We start from the raw sequence: 14186 nt of genomic DNA on the forward strand, positions 1-14186 counted from the left end.
AGGGAACTCTAAATGTGTGCGTTCGGCCAAAATAAAAAAGGCCGGCGATTTTTAAATCGTCTGCCTTTTTCAACCTGGTGTTATTTTTGCTCAGGGAACATCCTGCGGGTCATTTGGCCAAATTCATCAAACAAACCTTTGATTGGTTCACCTTTTTGAATTCTTCTTCCATAATCCTGCATCCGGTCAACAAAGTCCGGATTAGCCGAAACATAGACATTATTAATGCTTTTGTCTGTTGCTTTGACCTTGTCGGAAATTTTCTTTTTCAAACTTTGCGTAACATCTCCTTGCTTATTTCCCGTCAATACAACCGCCACATAAGCATTGTTGTCTGTCACGATAACAGTCGCATTGTTAACTTCCTTCATGTCAGTGATTTTGTCGGCGATATCGTCAGCCTCTCTCATATTGTTTCCATTGCGGTTATCATCATTTACATTGTTGACATTGTTGACATCATTGACGTCTCTGACATTGTTTCGATCTGCGACATTGTCCACTGGTGTACGGTCATTAGCATCGCGGTTATCCCTGTATGTGACATTTCTAAAATTATCGTTGTTACGGCCATTCTCCCCCTGATTCGCCATTCCGCATCCGGTGACAAATAATAACGGGAGAAGAAAAGCGGCAATTGCGCTTTTTTTCTTGTTGAACATGAACAAAGTGCCTCCTTTAATGATTTACCTTTAGGTTTTTCTTTTTCGTGTTATTTATTCGTACAAAGCACGACTTTTATACCCGCAAATCTGTTATGATGATCTTTGAAGACATACAAAAATTGGAGGTGCTTCGAGAAGTGCAGCATACCGATGCTTTGAAGAAGGCGAAACAAATATTTGACGTTTTGCGCATTACCGATTTTGCCGTCCATCCTGAGGAAACGCAGCTTGTCTTTGATACCAATATCAACGGAAAATCAAACCTGTGGGCGATGGATCTTCCTCATCTCTATCCTTATCAGATCACTTTTTTGAATCAGGATTCAAGCGGAATCGCCTACAGCAAAGACGGTTCAGAGCTCTTTGCCGCATTTGACAACGACGGAGATGAACAAAGCTGTTTATACCGCTTCCCATCCGAAGGCGGGGAGATGCGGCTTTTAAACGGAAATCAGCTCGACCGCCATTTTTCGCCGATCCCCGTAAAACATGCTGTTTATTATTCATCTGAAAGCGGCAACCGGACATTTTTGAATACATACAAGTACGATTTGCAGACAGGCAAAGAACGGCTCGTCTTTGTAGGAAAAGACGGTTCATCGCAGCTGGGTGATGTAAGTCCGGGCGAGAAAGCCGTCAGCATCCATGTGTCATATGTCAACAGCCATTCCGTCTGTATGGTTCAAACCGGGGACGGACACGCGAAAGCGGTCGTTCCCGATGAAAAAAAGCCGCACATGGTGCATTCATCATATTTTCAATCAGATGACATACTATATGTGACAACGAATTACGATTCCGAGTTTTCCTATCTTGCGTCATACACCATTTCTACCAACACATTCACCCCGCTTCTTTCGCTCGACAAAACAGAAATCACATCGATTTATGCAGACCGTGAAGGAACAACCCTTTATGTCACCGGAAAAAAAGGCGTCCTAGATCTGCTGTATCAGTATGACACAACAACCGGAGAAAGCCGCGTCATCGATTGCCCGTGCACATCGATCACCAAAGTCGTCTGCGCCAAATCCGGATCGCTTTACGTTCTCGGGTCGACCCCGACGAAGCCGGCTAACATTTTTATGAAGGCGAAAAACGAATCCGAATGGCAGCAATTAACAAAACATCAAGTTCCCGGTTTTTCCGAAGACGAGCTCTCCTATCCGGAAATTGTCATATATCCGTCCTTTGACGGGCTGCCAATTGAGGGCTTGCTGTTTAAACCTGTTCCACAAGAGGCAAATGGCTATACCATCATTTGGCCTCACGGCGGACCGCAAGATTCAGAACGATTCAGGTTTTTCGATATCTTTCAAATTGCAGCCAAAATGGGCTACCAGGTTTTCGCGCCGAATTTCCGGGGCTCGGCGAACTACGGCCACACGTTTTATCAAATGGTGGAGCAGGATTGGGGGGAAGGGCCGCGCCTCGATATGGTGTCAGGGATCGACTGGCTGATTGATGAGAAGCTCGCAGACAGGGACAAGCTGTTTTTGATGGGCGGCAGCTACGGCGGGTATATGGCTCTTCTTCTGCACGGGAGGCATCCCGAGTATTTCCGCGCCGTCGTCGATATTTTCGGTGTGAGCAACCTGTTTACGTTTGTCGAGTCGGTGCCTGACTTTTGGCGTCCCCTTATGGAAAAGTGGGTCGGGCATCCGGAGCGTGATCAGGAAAAAATGGCTGCCGACTCACCGATCACCTACTTGGAGCAAATGACAAAGCCTATGCTGATCATTCAGGGAGCTAACGATCCCCGCGTCGTAAAGGAAGAATCCGATCAGATCGTAGATAAACTGAAGCGTTTGGGAAAGACGCCTGAATACATCGTCATGGAAAATGAGGGGCACGGTTTTTCCAAAAAAGAAAACAGAGTGATGGTGTTTACTGCGATTTTCAACTTTTTTGAAAAACACCGGTTATGCGCAGCCGCCGGGACTTTAGAATAAAACAAAGACGTTAAGGGGATGGTATACATAAAAAGGAGGTAATCCCTTTGTTCAGAAGAAAAACAGGCATTCACCCGGCCGTTTTAGTTCTCGGATCTGCTGCGCTCACTCTCGCCTTTTCCCCGGAGCTTCGCAAGAGAGTCACCGGCATGTTTGCAGGCCGAATGGGCGGACAGCGTCAAAACAGCTCCGCGAAAAACATGATGATGAACCCGGCCGATTTCATTAAACAGGCATTCACTCAAGGAAACCAAATGCAAAGCAATCAGGGGAGCACCCAGAACCAGTACAGTACAGCAAGCAGCCAGGGGGCTTCCGGACAAATGGCGAACAGTCACACAAACGCCGCACATCATCACGGACAGGCGCAGAGCCATACGAACCATATGCATTAAAAAAATCCGCACACGCTTAAAAAGCGGTGCGGGCTCTTTTTTATACTTCAGCTTCGATGATGTTAGTCCGGTCTTGATACGTGTCTGTTTCAAGCTCCTTCGTCACTTTGCTTGTGATCAGACCGGACGTCATGCTGCCGCTGACGTTGAGGGCCGTACGTCCCATATCAATGAGCGGTTCGACCGATATCAATAAGCCTGCAAGAGCAACCGGCATATTTAAAGCAGACAGCACGAGAAGCGCCGCAAACGTTGCACCGCCGCCGACACCGGCTACGCCAAAGGAGCTGATCGCAACAACGGCAACAACGGTGACCAAAAATGACGGATCGAGCGGATTTTGTCCGATAGTCGGCGCGATCATAATCGCCAGCATTGCAGGATATATTCCCGCACAGCCGTTTTGTCCGATCGACAGCCCGAATGATCCGGCAAAGTTCGCAATTCCTTCAGGAACCCCGAGGCTTCTTTGCGTTTTAATGTTCAAAGGCAAAGCGCCTGCGCTTGATCTTGACGTAAATGCAAAGATGAGGACAGGCAATACTTTTTTCACGTAGGTCACCGGGTTCAGTCCGCTGAATGTAATCAGCAGCAAATGAATGATGAACATAACGATCAACGCCGCATAAGAAGCGATCACAAATTTACCGAGCTTGACGATGCTGTCGAGATCGCTTGTTGCGATCGTATTTGTCATAATCGCCAATACTCCGTAAGGCGTCAGCCTTAAAATCAGCGTGACGACACGCATGATGATCGCATAGACAGCATCAACCAACTTTTTGAAGAGCTCGGCTTGTTCCGGCTGTTTTTTCTTGACGCCAAGGTATGCCATCCCGAGAATAGCGGCAAAAATAACGACTGCGATCGTTGACGTCGGTCTTGCTCCCGTAAAGTCTAAAAACGGATTGCCCGGCAGCAGCTCGACGACTTGCTGCGGAAGCGTTTTGGCTTCCATATCCTGAGATTTCTGCTCAAGCTCCGCGCCTCTTGAAGCTTCCGCGCTGCCGTGGTCCACCTGAACGGCCTGAAGATCGAAAGCGAGCGCTGATGCGATCCCCACCGCCGCAGCGACAGCGGTCGTTGCAATCAGAATCCCGATGATGAGACTGCTGATTTTTCCGATATTACTTGTCAATTTAAGCTTTGTAAATGCCCCTAAGATCGAAATGAACACAAGCGGCATGACAACCATCTGCAAAAACTTGACATAGCCGCTGCCGGCTATATTAAACCAATCAGATGTCTGAGTGATCGTTTCTGAAGACGAACCATATATAAAATGCAAAGCAAACCCAAAGACGATTCCAATTCCGAGCGCAGTAAACACCCTCTTCGAAAACGAAACGTGCTTTTTTTGCATGATATAGAGGAGCGCCATCAAGCAAAGCAGGACGAAAATATTTAAAATAACCAAAAATGCCATAAAACACATGCCCCCCAGAATTTTTTAACATTATAAAACTATAGTACAATAAACCTTATTGGTCAAGTAGGAATTAACAATGTCTGCCGTCCTCTCAATAAGTTTATTCCCCGATTTTTTTTAACGGTACAAATGTCGGAATCTGGGCTCCGTTAAATTCTTTTTTGATGAATTCAGCCGTATCGTCAGACTGATAGAGCTTGACGATCTTTTTTAAGGCTTCGCGGTTTTTGTCTTCGGTTCTGGCCGCGATGATATTGATGTAAGGCGTTGCCGTTTCGTCTTCAAGCTCAATCGAGTCTTTGACGGGATTCAGTCCGGCATCAACGGCGATTCCGTTGTTGATGACAGAGGCGGCGACATCCTGGAGCACCCGCGGCGTTTGTTCTGCAGCCACTGTCGTGATCTGAAGCTTCTTCGGATTTTCCTTGATCACGTCAAGCGATCCGTTCCCGTCAAAGCCGTCCTTCAGCTTAATTAACCCCGCCTGCTGCAATAGGAGAAGCGCTCTTCCCATGTTTGTCGCTTCATTCGGCACAGCAATTTTTGCGCCGTCCGGAATGTCTTTAACCGATTTGTAATGATCCGAATAAATGCCCATCGGCGCGATGATCGTCGTCCCGATCGGCGATAAATCAAGGTTGCGCTCTTTTTTAAATGAATTGAAATACGATATTGTCTGGAAGGCGTTTGCGTCGATGTCCCCGCTCGACAGGGCCATATTCGGCTGTACATAGTCCGAATATTTGACGATTTCGATTTTTAAGCCTTCCTTTTCGGCTTTTTTCTTTACAAAATCCCACACCCTCGTATCCGTTCCGCTGACGCCGATTTTAATCGTCCCGCTTTCTGAATTGGAACAGCCTGCAAACACGCTCAAGATGAAAAGAAAAATCGTGATGAAAGCAAATTTTTTCATAGTTGGATACCTCTCTTTTTATCGTCTTCTTATTTTTTTGCTCAGCACATTACCGGATGACTGCAATCCCTGGACAACGATGACCAGAATCGCAACCGTCACGATCATCGTCACAGTATCAAATCTCTGATAGCCGTATGTAATCGCCAAATCTCCCAGTCCTCCGGCGCCTATCGCACCTGCCATCGCCGAAGCGCCGACCAGGCCGACGGTCGCTACCGTAAAGCTTAGCACTAAAGAACCGAGCGCTTCTGGAATCAAAAAGCGGAAAATGATCTGCCGCGGAGTCGCCCCCATTGCTTCAGCCGCTTCAATCACTCCCGGATCGACTTCCAAAAGCGAATTTTCAACAAGCCTTGCGATATATGGCCCTGCATAAAACGTAAGCGGAACAACCGCGGCCCATGTGCCGATCGACGTCCCCACGATAAGTCGTGTCAGCGGTATAAGGGCAACCATCAAAATGATAAACGGAACAGACCGGAAAATGTTGATGATAACATTGACAACCGTAAACAGTGCCGTATTTTCGAGAAGGTGCCCCTTTCTAGTCACCACAAGGAGAATCCCGAGCGGAACGCCGATCACGCTTGAAAACAAAAGCGAAAACAACGTCATTTGAATCGTTTCGATCAAGGCATCAATGATTTGGTCATATGTCACAAGCATGTCACTTTACCTCCTTGACTTGAATGTTTGCTTGCCTGATAAAATCGAGCGCCCTCGTAATTTCTTCGTCTTGGCCCGCGAGTTCGACCGTAATGCTTCCAAACGGAATTCCCTGCAGCTCTGTTATCGTGCCGTGAAGAATATTGACGTCCACGTCAAAGCGTTTTGATACTTGGGATAGAAACGGCCTTCCAGACGATTCTCCGACAAATTGAAATTGGTAAAGGTGCTTGATGTTTAACGTTTTGATCGATTCAGGAAGTTCGAAATCGATCTCCGAACGGATAAAGTTTTTCGCCGTTTCGGTTTTTGGAGCGGAAAAGACGTCAAACACGCTGCCCGATTCGATGATTTTCCCTTTTTCGATCACCGCGACTTTGTCGCAGATTTCCCTTGCGACATTCATTTCGTGGGTGATTAAAAGAATCGTAATATTGTATTGTTCATTGACACGCTTTAAAAGCTTGAGAATATCGCCCGTCGTCTGCGGATCAAGGGCTGATGTCGCTTCATCGCAAAGCAGAACCTCCGGGTTTGTCGCAAGCGCACGCGCTATGCCGACGCGCTGTTTTTGCCCGCCTGAAAGCTGATCCGGATAAGCGTCCGCCTTATCCTCAAGACCGACAAAGCGGAGCAGTTCCGCCACCTTTTTCTTGATTTCGGCTTTCGGCGTTTTGACGAGCGTGAGCGGGGCCGCCACATTCGCAAAAATCGTCTTCGAATTTAATAGATTAAAATGCTGAAAAACCATTCCGATTTTCCGTTTAACCGAGCGGATTTCGTTTTTTGACAAGGACGTCAAGTCCCGCCCGCCGACGAACACCTTTCCCGCCGTCGGTTTTTCAAGAAAATTGACGCAGCGGATCAGCGTGCTTTTTCCCGCTCCGCTAAATCCGATGACCCCGTATATGTCCCCTTTTTCGACATGAAGGTCAATGCCGTTAAGCGCCCGGATTTTCTGCCCGTTTCTGTCATAGACCTTTTCCACGCCCTCGAATGTAATCATGTTGATCCCTCCGCTGTTTTTTGGATAACAAAAAAAGGCTTCCTCTTAGAAAATAAGAAGAAGCCTTTGGACTCATTAGCAATAAAGAGTGCATCCGACCTTCTTATCTTCCAAGCCTTTTTCAGCTTGTTGGAGTTGGCACAGTATTCTGCATCATGCAGAACCCGCTGCCGAGGCTTCATAGGGCCAATTCCCTCCGCCTCTCTTAATAAGAAGTAATGAAAGTGTGAAGTTTTACCTAACTTTACAGCTTCTTTGCAATGTTGTCAATCGGAATTTTTAATATTTTCAGGCTCATATGCGCTTCAAAAAACGCACAATTTCAGGCGCGGAGAACGGCTTTTCACTTTTTTAAAAAAATTGCGTTCAAACAGTTGTAATTTCCCTTAAACACTGGTAAAGTAAAGGTAATTATTTTTGTTCGAACTATCTTTAAGAAGAAAGTTTTGTAAGAGTTTTCGTCTTGGAAGTTTGTTTCAGAGCAAGAATAGTGAATTTAAGCGTTATCGCTTTAGGAGGAAATTTCATGCTAGAAGGTAAAGTAAAATGGTTTAACTCTGAAAAAGGTTTCGGATTCATCGAAGTTGAAGGACAAGACGATGTATTCGTTCACTTCTCTGCTATTCAAGGCGAAGGCTTCAAAACTTTGGAAGAAGGCCAATCCGTAACTTTCGAAATCGTCGAAGGAAACCGCGGACCTCAAGCTTCTAACGTAGAAAAAGCTTAATAAGCTTTTCTTCAGGACTGCTGACTTTGTCGGCAGTCTTTTTATGTGCATAAAAAAGCACAGCGCCGTTTAGGTGCCGTGCTTTTTCTTTTTATGAAGCGATGTCCCTTTTCGTAAACACGCCGAATGCGAGCACTTGAAACATAATAAAATAGACCGCCAGCACTGCAATCGAGAACCCCATCGTCATGCCTGAAACAAGAGGCATTCCGTCGACATACTGCGTCAAATCAGTGTTGGCAAATAAAATGTATTTTGCCCAGTCGAATTTCATTGCAAGAAGATTGGTCACCGTTCCGCCCATGACGAGCAGAAAGATCGATATCCCGACGGCCAGCGAGCTGTTTCTGAAAACCGCCGAAATCATAAATGCCATCGTCGACATCATCAAGAGAGAAATCGAATGAAGCAGATAGCTCCCGGCCAGGTGCAAGATCATGCTTTGTTCTTTAACACTTCCATTTGCATATGCCAAATGAACCTGGCTCCCGTCTCCCGTTCCGAACAAAACGAGACCCGTAATACCTGCGCTTGCAAACAAAATGGCAATCAAGGCCAATGCAAAGAGCAAAACGGTAATGTATTTTGATAACAGAATCTTAAAGCGGCTGATCGGCCGAATGACGAGCAGCTTCACCGTTCCCCAGCTGAATTCGTTTGCGACGATTCCCGCCGCAACCGTAATCACAAACAGCCCGATCAAAGAGATCATATCCCCGGCATCACTAATGAATGACAATGCCGAATACGTCCCGTCTTCCGGCAAATCGTGTTTAATTCGGTATTCATTAATGGCAATCGACTCTTTGTATTTATTTTCAAGCATCGGGTTATTGACACCTTTCAGCTCTTTCTTCATATCGGCATTTTCCTGAGCCAGTTCCTTTTTCCAGTGCGTACTCGGATCTGTTTCTCCGATCGTCTTGGTAATAATACCCATACCGATAACGACGATCAGCAGGATTCCGATCATGACATAGGTTCCTTTGCGGTTGAAAATTTTGATCCATTCGTTCCAAATCAGATTAAGCAAGTTTTGTCCCCTCCTGTTCCTCGGTGATTTCCAGGAATCTGTCTTCCAACGATTTGGTGACGGCTTTCGCTTCATATAAACGGATGCCATTGTCGGTCAGATGCTTAATGAGATCAGGCACTTCTTCTTTTAAAAGACTGAGTTCGATTCCGTCCTTCACTTGTTCGATGCTCCGTTCTCCAAAAGCTGACGCATGACGGAGCAGCGCATCTCTGTCATCGGCTTGAAGAAAGTACCGCTTCTTCTCATCTGCAGCAGGTTCATGGACATGTTGAATATCGCGGAGCGTTCCATTTTGAATAATCGCAATTCTGTCGCACATGATTTCCATCTCTGACAAGAGATGGCTTGATACGATGACAGCCAGGCCTTTTTCCTTTGTCAGCCTTCTTAAATAATCGCGGATTTCCCTGATTCCGGCCGGATCAAGCCCGTTTGTAGGCTCATCAAGGATGAGCAGCTTCGGATCGTGCAGAAGGCTTTGGGCGAGACCGAGCCTTTGCCTCATTCCGAGCGAATACGTTTTCACCTTATCGTGAATCCGGCTCTTCAAGCCGACAAGCTCAATGACCTCATCGATTTTCCTTTTCGTTACCCCTTTTGACATGCGCGCGTATTGCTGAAGATTTTGGTAGCCCGTTAAAAATTTATACAGTTCAGGGTTTTCGACAATCGCCCCGATATGCCGGGCGGCTTTTTCAAAGTTCTCTTTTACGTTGACGCCGCATACGATAATGTCGCCCGATGATATGCCCATATGGCCGACGATCATCCTGATCGTCGTCGTCTTTCCCGCGCCGTTCGGGCCCAGGAAACCGAATACCTCTCCGGCGCGCACATCAAAGCTCAAGCCGTCGATAATTTTCTTTCCTCTGATCGTTTTTGAAACGTTTTTTAACTGAAGCAGCGTTTCCACTGATTTCTCCTCCTTTATTTGTCTTTGAGAAACGTTTTAAACCATTGCAAAAGCGACACCCCGAATTCTTCGCGCAGCTCTTCGACGTTCCTCTTGTCTTCGATCCGCCCGTTTAAGACGACAATGACTTCATCCAAAATTTGTTCGATTTCGTTAATCTCATGCGTCGCGATGAGCACCGTCTGTTTTTCAAGGTCAAGATACGAAATCAGGCTCTTTACGATCGACTCCCTCACAAGCGGATCGAGGCCTGACAAAGGCTCGTCAAGCAGAACGACCGGGGCTTTGCGCGCTAAAGTCAGCGTCAGCTTCAATCTGCCGCGGTTCCCTTTGGAGAGATTTCTGATTTTTTGTTCCCCGTCGATTTTCATTTCTTTCAAAAGGTCAAACGCTTGATCAAGCTGAAAATCGGCGAACTGGCTTTCATAATAATAGACGGCATCCTTTACGCGGAAAGGCTCATAAAACATGTCAAGCTCTGTCAAGTAAGCGATGCTTTTGCTCATGCTTCTTGCGGCCGGATCATTGCCGACTGAAACCGTCCCCGAATCGGGATATACAAGTCCTGCGATCAGCTTTAACATCGTGGATTTGCCGCTGCCGTTCGGACCGGTTATTCCGTAGATTTTGCCCGGAGACAGCGACAGCGAAGCATCCTTTAAAGCGAATTGTTTACCGTATTTTTTCGTCACATTCTTTAGCTCAATCACTTAGAATCACCTTCCTGCAAATAGCGGTCTAGCTCGGAACGTATCTCCTGCTTTGACAAGCCGAGCTCTTCCATGCCCCGGACAAACTGCTCCGTGACCTCCGCCCGCATCTCCCGTTTAAAACGATCGATGACCTCCGGCTTTTCAACAACAAACGTCCCCTGTCCACGTCTCGTTTCCACGATTCCCATCCTTTCCATTTCATTGTAAGTTCTTTGAATCGTATTCGGATTGACCTGCGTCTCGACAGCCAGCTCGCGGACCGAAGGCAGCTTATCTCCCGGGCCGATCTCGTTTCGGATCATTCTTTTCAAAAGCTGTTCGGCAATTTGCCGGTATATCGGCTTTGATGATGAAAAGTTATCTGTCATAGGATCACACCTCGACTTTTTTATCAAGCAGCTTGCCGGAGGCATAAAAAAGACATGCGGCTAAAACGGCGTAATACACGATAAGAACAATCGGAATATCAATTTTTGAAAATACAACGGTCCATCTTGCATCTTGATAGTGAAATTTGAAAATCGCTTTTAACGGAATACTCCATAATTTTTGTACATTCTCAAACAAAACACTCATTATGAGCCAGCCCTCCAGCAAACTATAGGCATTGTAAATCAACAAAGGGACGAGCCAGCGGATATTCTTGAGCGCCGGATATTTTCTGAGTGTTTCATATACCGTCCACAGAAACATGACCCACACGGCAAGGAGCACAGACCCTAAAAAAACGGCAACGTTGGCCAAAAACAGATCCCAAACAGAAAACATACTGTCGGTTGCGGATTGGAGGATGCCTCTAATAACCAATCCGAACATAAATAGAATCGCTTGGGAAACGAATTGATAAACAGCGGCTGACGCCAGTTTTGACAGCAGCAAAATCGCACCCTTGTTCGGATTGTGCAGCCACAGCTGGGTCTTCCCTTCCAAACGGAGCTGGCTGATCACCATGAGAGGGCAAAACAGACTTTGAAACAATAAGATGGCGACAAATCCCCCAAACATCGCCATCGGTTCGCCTGTGTAATAGGCAAACGTACAACAGGCAGCGATCGCAAACAGCGTAAACAGCACCCCAACGACGGACCAAAATCTTGAGATGAGCAAATCTTTTCTAAATAAACCGCCGAAAGATTTCAAACGATATCCTCCTCTGTATTAGTGTACTATTCATATAGTACACTAATACAGAGGGAATGACAATAAAAAAAGCAAATCCGCTGATACCCAGCGAATTTGCTCTTAATCCTGCTTACGTTTTTGCATGGACTTTAACGCATTCCGATAGTCCATGTCATCCATTTGCGTTTTTTCTTCAAGTTTATTCTGTTCTTGAGGCTGATGAAGCTTTTTCAGCGTTTTCCGGTATGTCTCATCATTCATGGCGTATGGATCATCCGGTTCGGAAGGGCCTTCCGGCAGCCGGTGCCGGTGTTCTTCCCGCTGTACTTCAGGGGCTTCCATGTCTTCGGTGCGGTCCTCCACAACAGTCTCGTCTCTGTCCGGGGATGCGGATCGTACATTAAACACAACGAGTCCGATAATGACGATAATTGCAGCGATAACGGTCACGATTATGGCCATGGCAATCGCTCCTTTACTGCCCGCTGACGAAACGGCCGGTAACCTGTGCGACGCGTCTGCCCAGAGCCCGTCCCAGCTCAAGCCCTTCTTCGGAAATCAATTCGTCGCTGTCTACCGGACAAGTGACGCCGACTCCGTAGTAAGAACCGTATAACGCATTTTCAGGCACGTTTCCCGGCAAACCGACAACCACCATGCCCTGATGCAGCATCGGGGTGATCAGATTAAGCATTGTCGCTTCAAGTCCGCCGTGCGTCGTAGCTGTTGTGCAGAAAACTGCGCCGACCTTATTGATCAGCTTTCCTTCCGCCCAAAGGTAGCCCAGTCTGTCGATCCAGGTTTTTAAGCCTGAACTGATCGTGCCGAAATGGCCCGGGCAACCCCAAACGATAGCATCCATTTCCTCAAGCTTTCTAATGTCCGCCTCGCTGACATGGTCGATCAGCACCTCTGCAGATTCTGATTCCCGTGCGCCTTCGGCAATAGATTGAGCTAATTTTTTCGTATGCTCGCCTTCACTGTCATAAACAACATAGATTTTCATGTTAAAACCTCCTGGTTTAAGACTCTTTCGCTTCCTTCGGAGCCGGCAGCAAAGTCAGCTCTTCCGCCTTGTTTTTCTTGCGTTCCTTGTCTTTTCTTACGTCTCTTAAGAACAGACTTAATACCAAACCGACTACGCAGAGCCCAGCCGCCCACATAAATGCGTCATTAATGCCCAGCACGTTGGAGTTGAGCTGCGCCTGTCCTGCCAAGTTTTTCATCACATATTGTTGTGCTTGTGCGGCAGATATATGCATGGATTGCGCGACTGACTGGATCGTTGACTGCAATGTGTGCATAAACGTCGGATCGGCCGTATTCGTTTGATCCGCCATCGCCGCGTAATGGAATGTCGTACGGTTCGTATAAATCGTCGTAAGTACGCTCGTTCCGATTGAACCGCTGATTTGGCGCAATGTATTCGCCATCGCCGTTCCGTGGCTGTTCAATTGCTTCGGAAGCTGGTTCATACCGGCGGTCATAATCGGCATCATCAAGAGCGACATACCGAACGCGCGGATCGCATAGATCACGACAATGTTTATATACGGCGTATCAAGGGTAAGCGTCGTAAATTCGTAAGTCGTAACTGCGGTGATCAATAAACCGACGATCGCCAGCGGCCTCGGTCCGACTTTGTCGAACAAGATTCCCGAAATCGGCGACATGATAAGCATCACGATAGCCCCCGGGAGCAATAGCAGCCCTGACTGAAGCGCCGTAAAGCCGACAAGGTTCTGCAAATAAATCGGGAGCAGGAACATCCCGGCAAACATTGCAACCGTAATAATCGCATTGATCACGCTTGATAGTGAAAACATATCGTATTTAAACACTCTGAAATCGAGCATCGGGTCTTTTGATTTCAATTGCTGAACGATAAAGGCAATGATGCCGATTGCACCGACCACAACAGTCGTAAGAACGATCGGATCATCCCAGCCGTCAGAGCCCGCTTCACTTACACCGTAAAGCAATGATGCAAAACCGACGATGGACAGGATCGCACCCGCGACGTCAAGCTTCACTTTTTTAGGCTCTGTCATGTTTTTAAACAGGAACAATCCGCAAACAATGACGATCACTCCGATCGGAACAAGTCCGTAAAACATGATCCGCCAGCTGAAATTTTCGATGAGCCAGCCGGATAAAGTCGGTCCGACCGCCGGAGCGAACATCATCGCCAGGCCGAAGATTCCCATCCCTTTCCCGCGGCTCTCCGGAGGGAAGATGAACAGAATCGTGGTCATTACGAGCGGCTGAAGGATTCCTCCCCCGGCAGCCTGAATGAGGCGGCCGATCAGCATCGTTGAGAAATTGGGCGCGATTCCGCATATGAACGTTCCGATCGTGAACAGCGACATGGCTGTCACAAATAAACTGCGTCCGCCAAACCGCAAGATCAGGAAAGCCGATAGCGGAATCAAAACGCCGTTGACAAGCATATATCCCGTTGTCAGCCATTGAATGGTCGTGGCGCTTACGTTAAATTCCGTCATCAGATGCGGCATCGCCACATTAAGCAGCGTCTGATTCAAAATGGCCAGAAATAAACCGGCCATTAATATGACAAGCAGCGACATATTACTTTGTTTGTTTTGGGAAGCCACTTATGACATCCTCCTTTCGCTGTTTTTT

The 14186-nt window shown here is 47.1% G+C and carries 16 protein-coding genes and 1 riboswitch; of the genes, 3 read left to right on the plus strand and 13 right to left on the minus strand.

From position 1 onward, the window contains the following. Positions 1 to 80: 80 nt before the first annotated feature. Positions 81 to 662 carry a YhcN/YlaJ family sporulation lipoprotein gene (locus AB447_RS17605; RefSeq protein ID WP_048353486.1) on the minus strand — a complete coding sequence of 194 codons (582 nt, stop codon included), beginning with the start codon at positions 660 to 662 and terminating at the stop codon, positions 81 to 83. A gap of 140 nt (positions 663 to 802) precedes the next feature. Here AB447_RS17605 and AB447_RS17610 point away from each other — a divergent pair, with 140 nt between their 5' ends. Then, the gene (locus AB447_RS17610) at positions 803 to 2617 is read left to right on the plus strand and encodes an alpha/beta hydrolase family protein (protein WP_231592032.1); all 1815 of its coding nucleotides are present in this window, start codon (positions 803 to 805) and stop codon (positions 2615 to 2617) included. A 47-nt stretch (positions 2618 to 2664) separates the two neighbouring features. After that, positions 2665 to 3012, plus strand: coding sequence for a hypothetical protein (locus AB447_RS26980; protein WP_048353487.1), 348 nt, complete (start codon positions 2665 to 2667; stop codon positions 3010 to 3012). 40 nt (positions 3013 to 3052) lie between these two features. Here AB447_RS26980 and AB447_RS17620 read toward each other — a convergent pair whose 3' ends face one another. The 4 genes from AB447_RS17620 to AB447_RS17635 all read right to left on the minus strand — a co-directional run bounded on the left by AB447_RS17620 (position 3053) and on the right by AB447_RS17635 (position 7032). Then, positions 3053 to 4438 carry an L-cystine transporter gene (locus AB447_RS17620; RefSeq protein WP_048353488.1) on the minus strand — a complete coding sequence of 462 codons (1386 nt, stop codon included), beginning with the start codon at positions 4436 to 4438 and terminating at the stop codon, positions 3053 to 3055. 103 nt (positions 4439 to 4541) lie between these two features. Then, positions 4542 to 5357 carry a MetQ/NlpA family ABC transporter substrate-binding protein gene (locus AB447_RS17625; protein ID WP_048353489.1) on the minus strand — a complete coding sequence of 272 codons (816 nt, stop codon included), beginning with the start codon at positions 5355 to 5357 and terminating at the stop codon, positions 4542 to 4544. A gap of 18 nt (positions 5358 to 5375) precedes the next feature. After that, positions 5376 to 6026, minus strand: coding sequence for a methionine ABC transporter permease (locus AB447_RS17630; protein ID WP_048353490.1), 651 nt, complete (start codon positions 6024 to 6026; stop codon positions 5376 to 5378). Between the two features lies 1 nt (position 6027). Further along, complete coding sequence (locus tag AB447_RS17635; protein ID WP_057957678.1) at positions 6028 to 7032, minus strand: methionine ABC transporter ATP-binding protein; 1005 nt, start codon at positions 7030 to 7032, stop codon at positions 6028 to 6030. Between the two features lie 100 nt (positions 7033 to 7132). After that, positions 7133 to 7247, minus strand: a riboswitch (SAM riboswitch). Between the two features lie 311 nt (positions 7248 to 7558). Here AB447_RS17635 and cspD point away from each other — a divergent pair. Then, positions 7559 to 7759, plus strand: coding sequence for a cold-shock protein CspD (cspD, locus tag AB447_RS17645; protein ID WP_048353492.1), 201 nt, complete (start codon positions 7559 to 7561; stop codon positions 7757 to 7759). 91 nt (positions 7760 to 7850) lie between these two features. On the opposite strand, the gene AB447_RS17650 is transcribed toward cspD, so the two are convergent. From AB447_RS17650 to AB447_RS17685, 8 genes are all read right to left on the minus strand, one after another. Next, entirely contained in the window at positions 7851 to 8792 is a 942-nt protein-coding gene (locus AB447_RS17650; protein ID WP_048353493.1) for an ABC transporter permease, read from the minus strand. After that, the gene (locus AB447_RS17655) at positions 8785 to 9708 is read right to left on the minus strand and encodes an ABC transporter ATP-binding protein (protein WP_048353494.1); all 924 of its coding nucleotides are present in this window, start codon (positions 9706 to 9708) and stop codon (positions 8785 to 8787) included. The genes AB447_RS17650 and AB447_RS17655 overlap by 8 nt, the downstream gene beginning before the upstream one ends. Positions 9709 to 9722: 14 nt before the next feature. After that, complete coding sequence (locus tag AB447_RS17660) at positions 9723 to 10418, minus strand: ABC transporter ATP-binding protein (RefSeq protein WP_048353495.1); 696 nt, start codon at positions 10416 to 10418, stop codon at positions 9723 to 9725. Continuing rightward, on the minus strand, positions 10415 to 10789 hold the full coding sequence (locus AB447_RS17665; protein ID WP_048353496.1) for a GntR family transcriptional regulator: 375 nt from the start codon (positions 10787 to 10789) through the stop codon (positions 10415 to 10417). Before AB447_RS17665 ends, AB447_RS17660 begins: the two co-directional genes overlap by 4 nt. A gap of 4 nt (positions 10790 to 10793) precedes the next feature. Further along, positions 10794 to 11561 carry a hypothetical protein gene (locus tag AB447_RS17670; protein WP_053075373.1) on the minus strand — a complete coding sequence of 256 codons (768 nt, stop codon included), beginning with the start codon at positions 11559 to 11561 and terminating at the stop codon, positions 10794 to 10796. A 102-nt stretch (positions 11562 to 11663) separates the two neighbouring features. After that, a complete protein-coding gene (locus AB447_RS17675) occupies positions 11664 to 12005 on the minus strand; it encodes a hypothetical protein (protein WP_048353497.1) in 342 nt (113 codons plus the stop codon). Positions 12006 to 12018: 13 nt separating this feature from the next. Then, a complete protein-coding gene (locus AB447_RS17680) occupies positions 12019 to 12549 on the minus strand; it encodes an NAD(P)H-dependent oxidoreductase (RefSeq protein WP_048353498.1) in 531 nt (176 codons plus the stop codon). A 16-nt stretch (positions 12550 to 12565) separates the two neighbouring features. Further along, a complete protein-coding gene (locus AB447_RS17685; RefSeq protein ID WP_096892212.1) occupies positions 12566 to 14131 on the minus strand; it encodes a DHA2 family efflux MFS transporter permease subunit in 1566 nt (521 codons plus the stop codon). Positions 14132 to 14186 lie beyond the last annotated feature (55 nt).

Origin of the sequence: Bacillus glycinifermentans (genome assembly GCF_001042475.2) — a bacterium.
Lineage (GTDB): Bacteria > Bacillota > Bacilli > Bacillales > Bacillaceae > Bacillus > Bacillus glycinifermentans.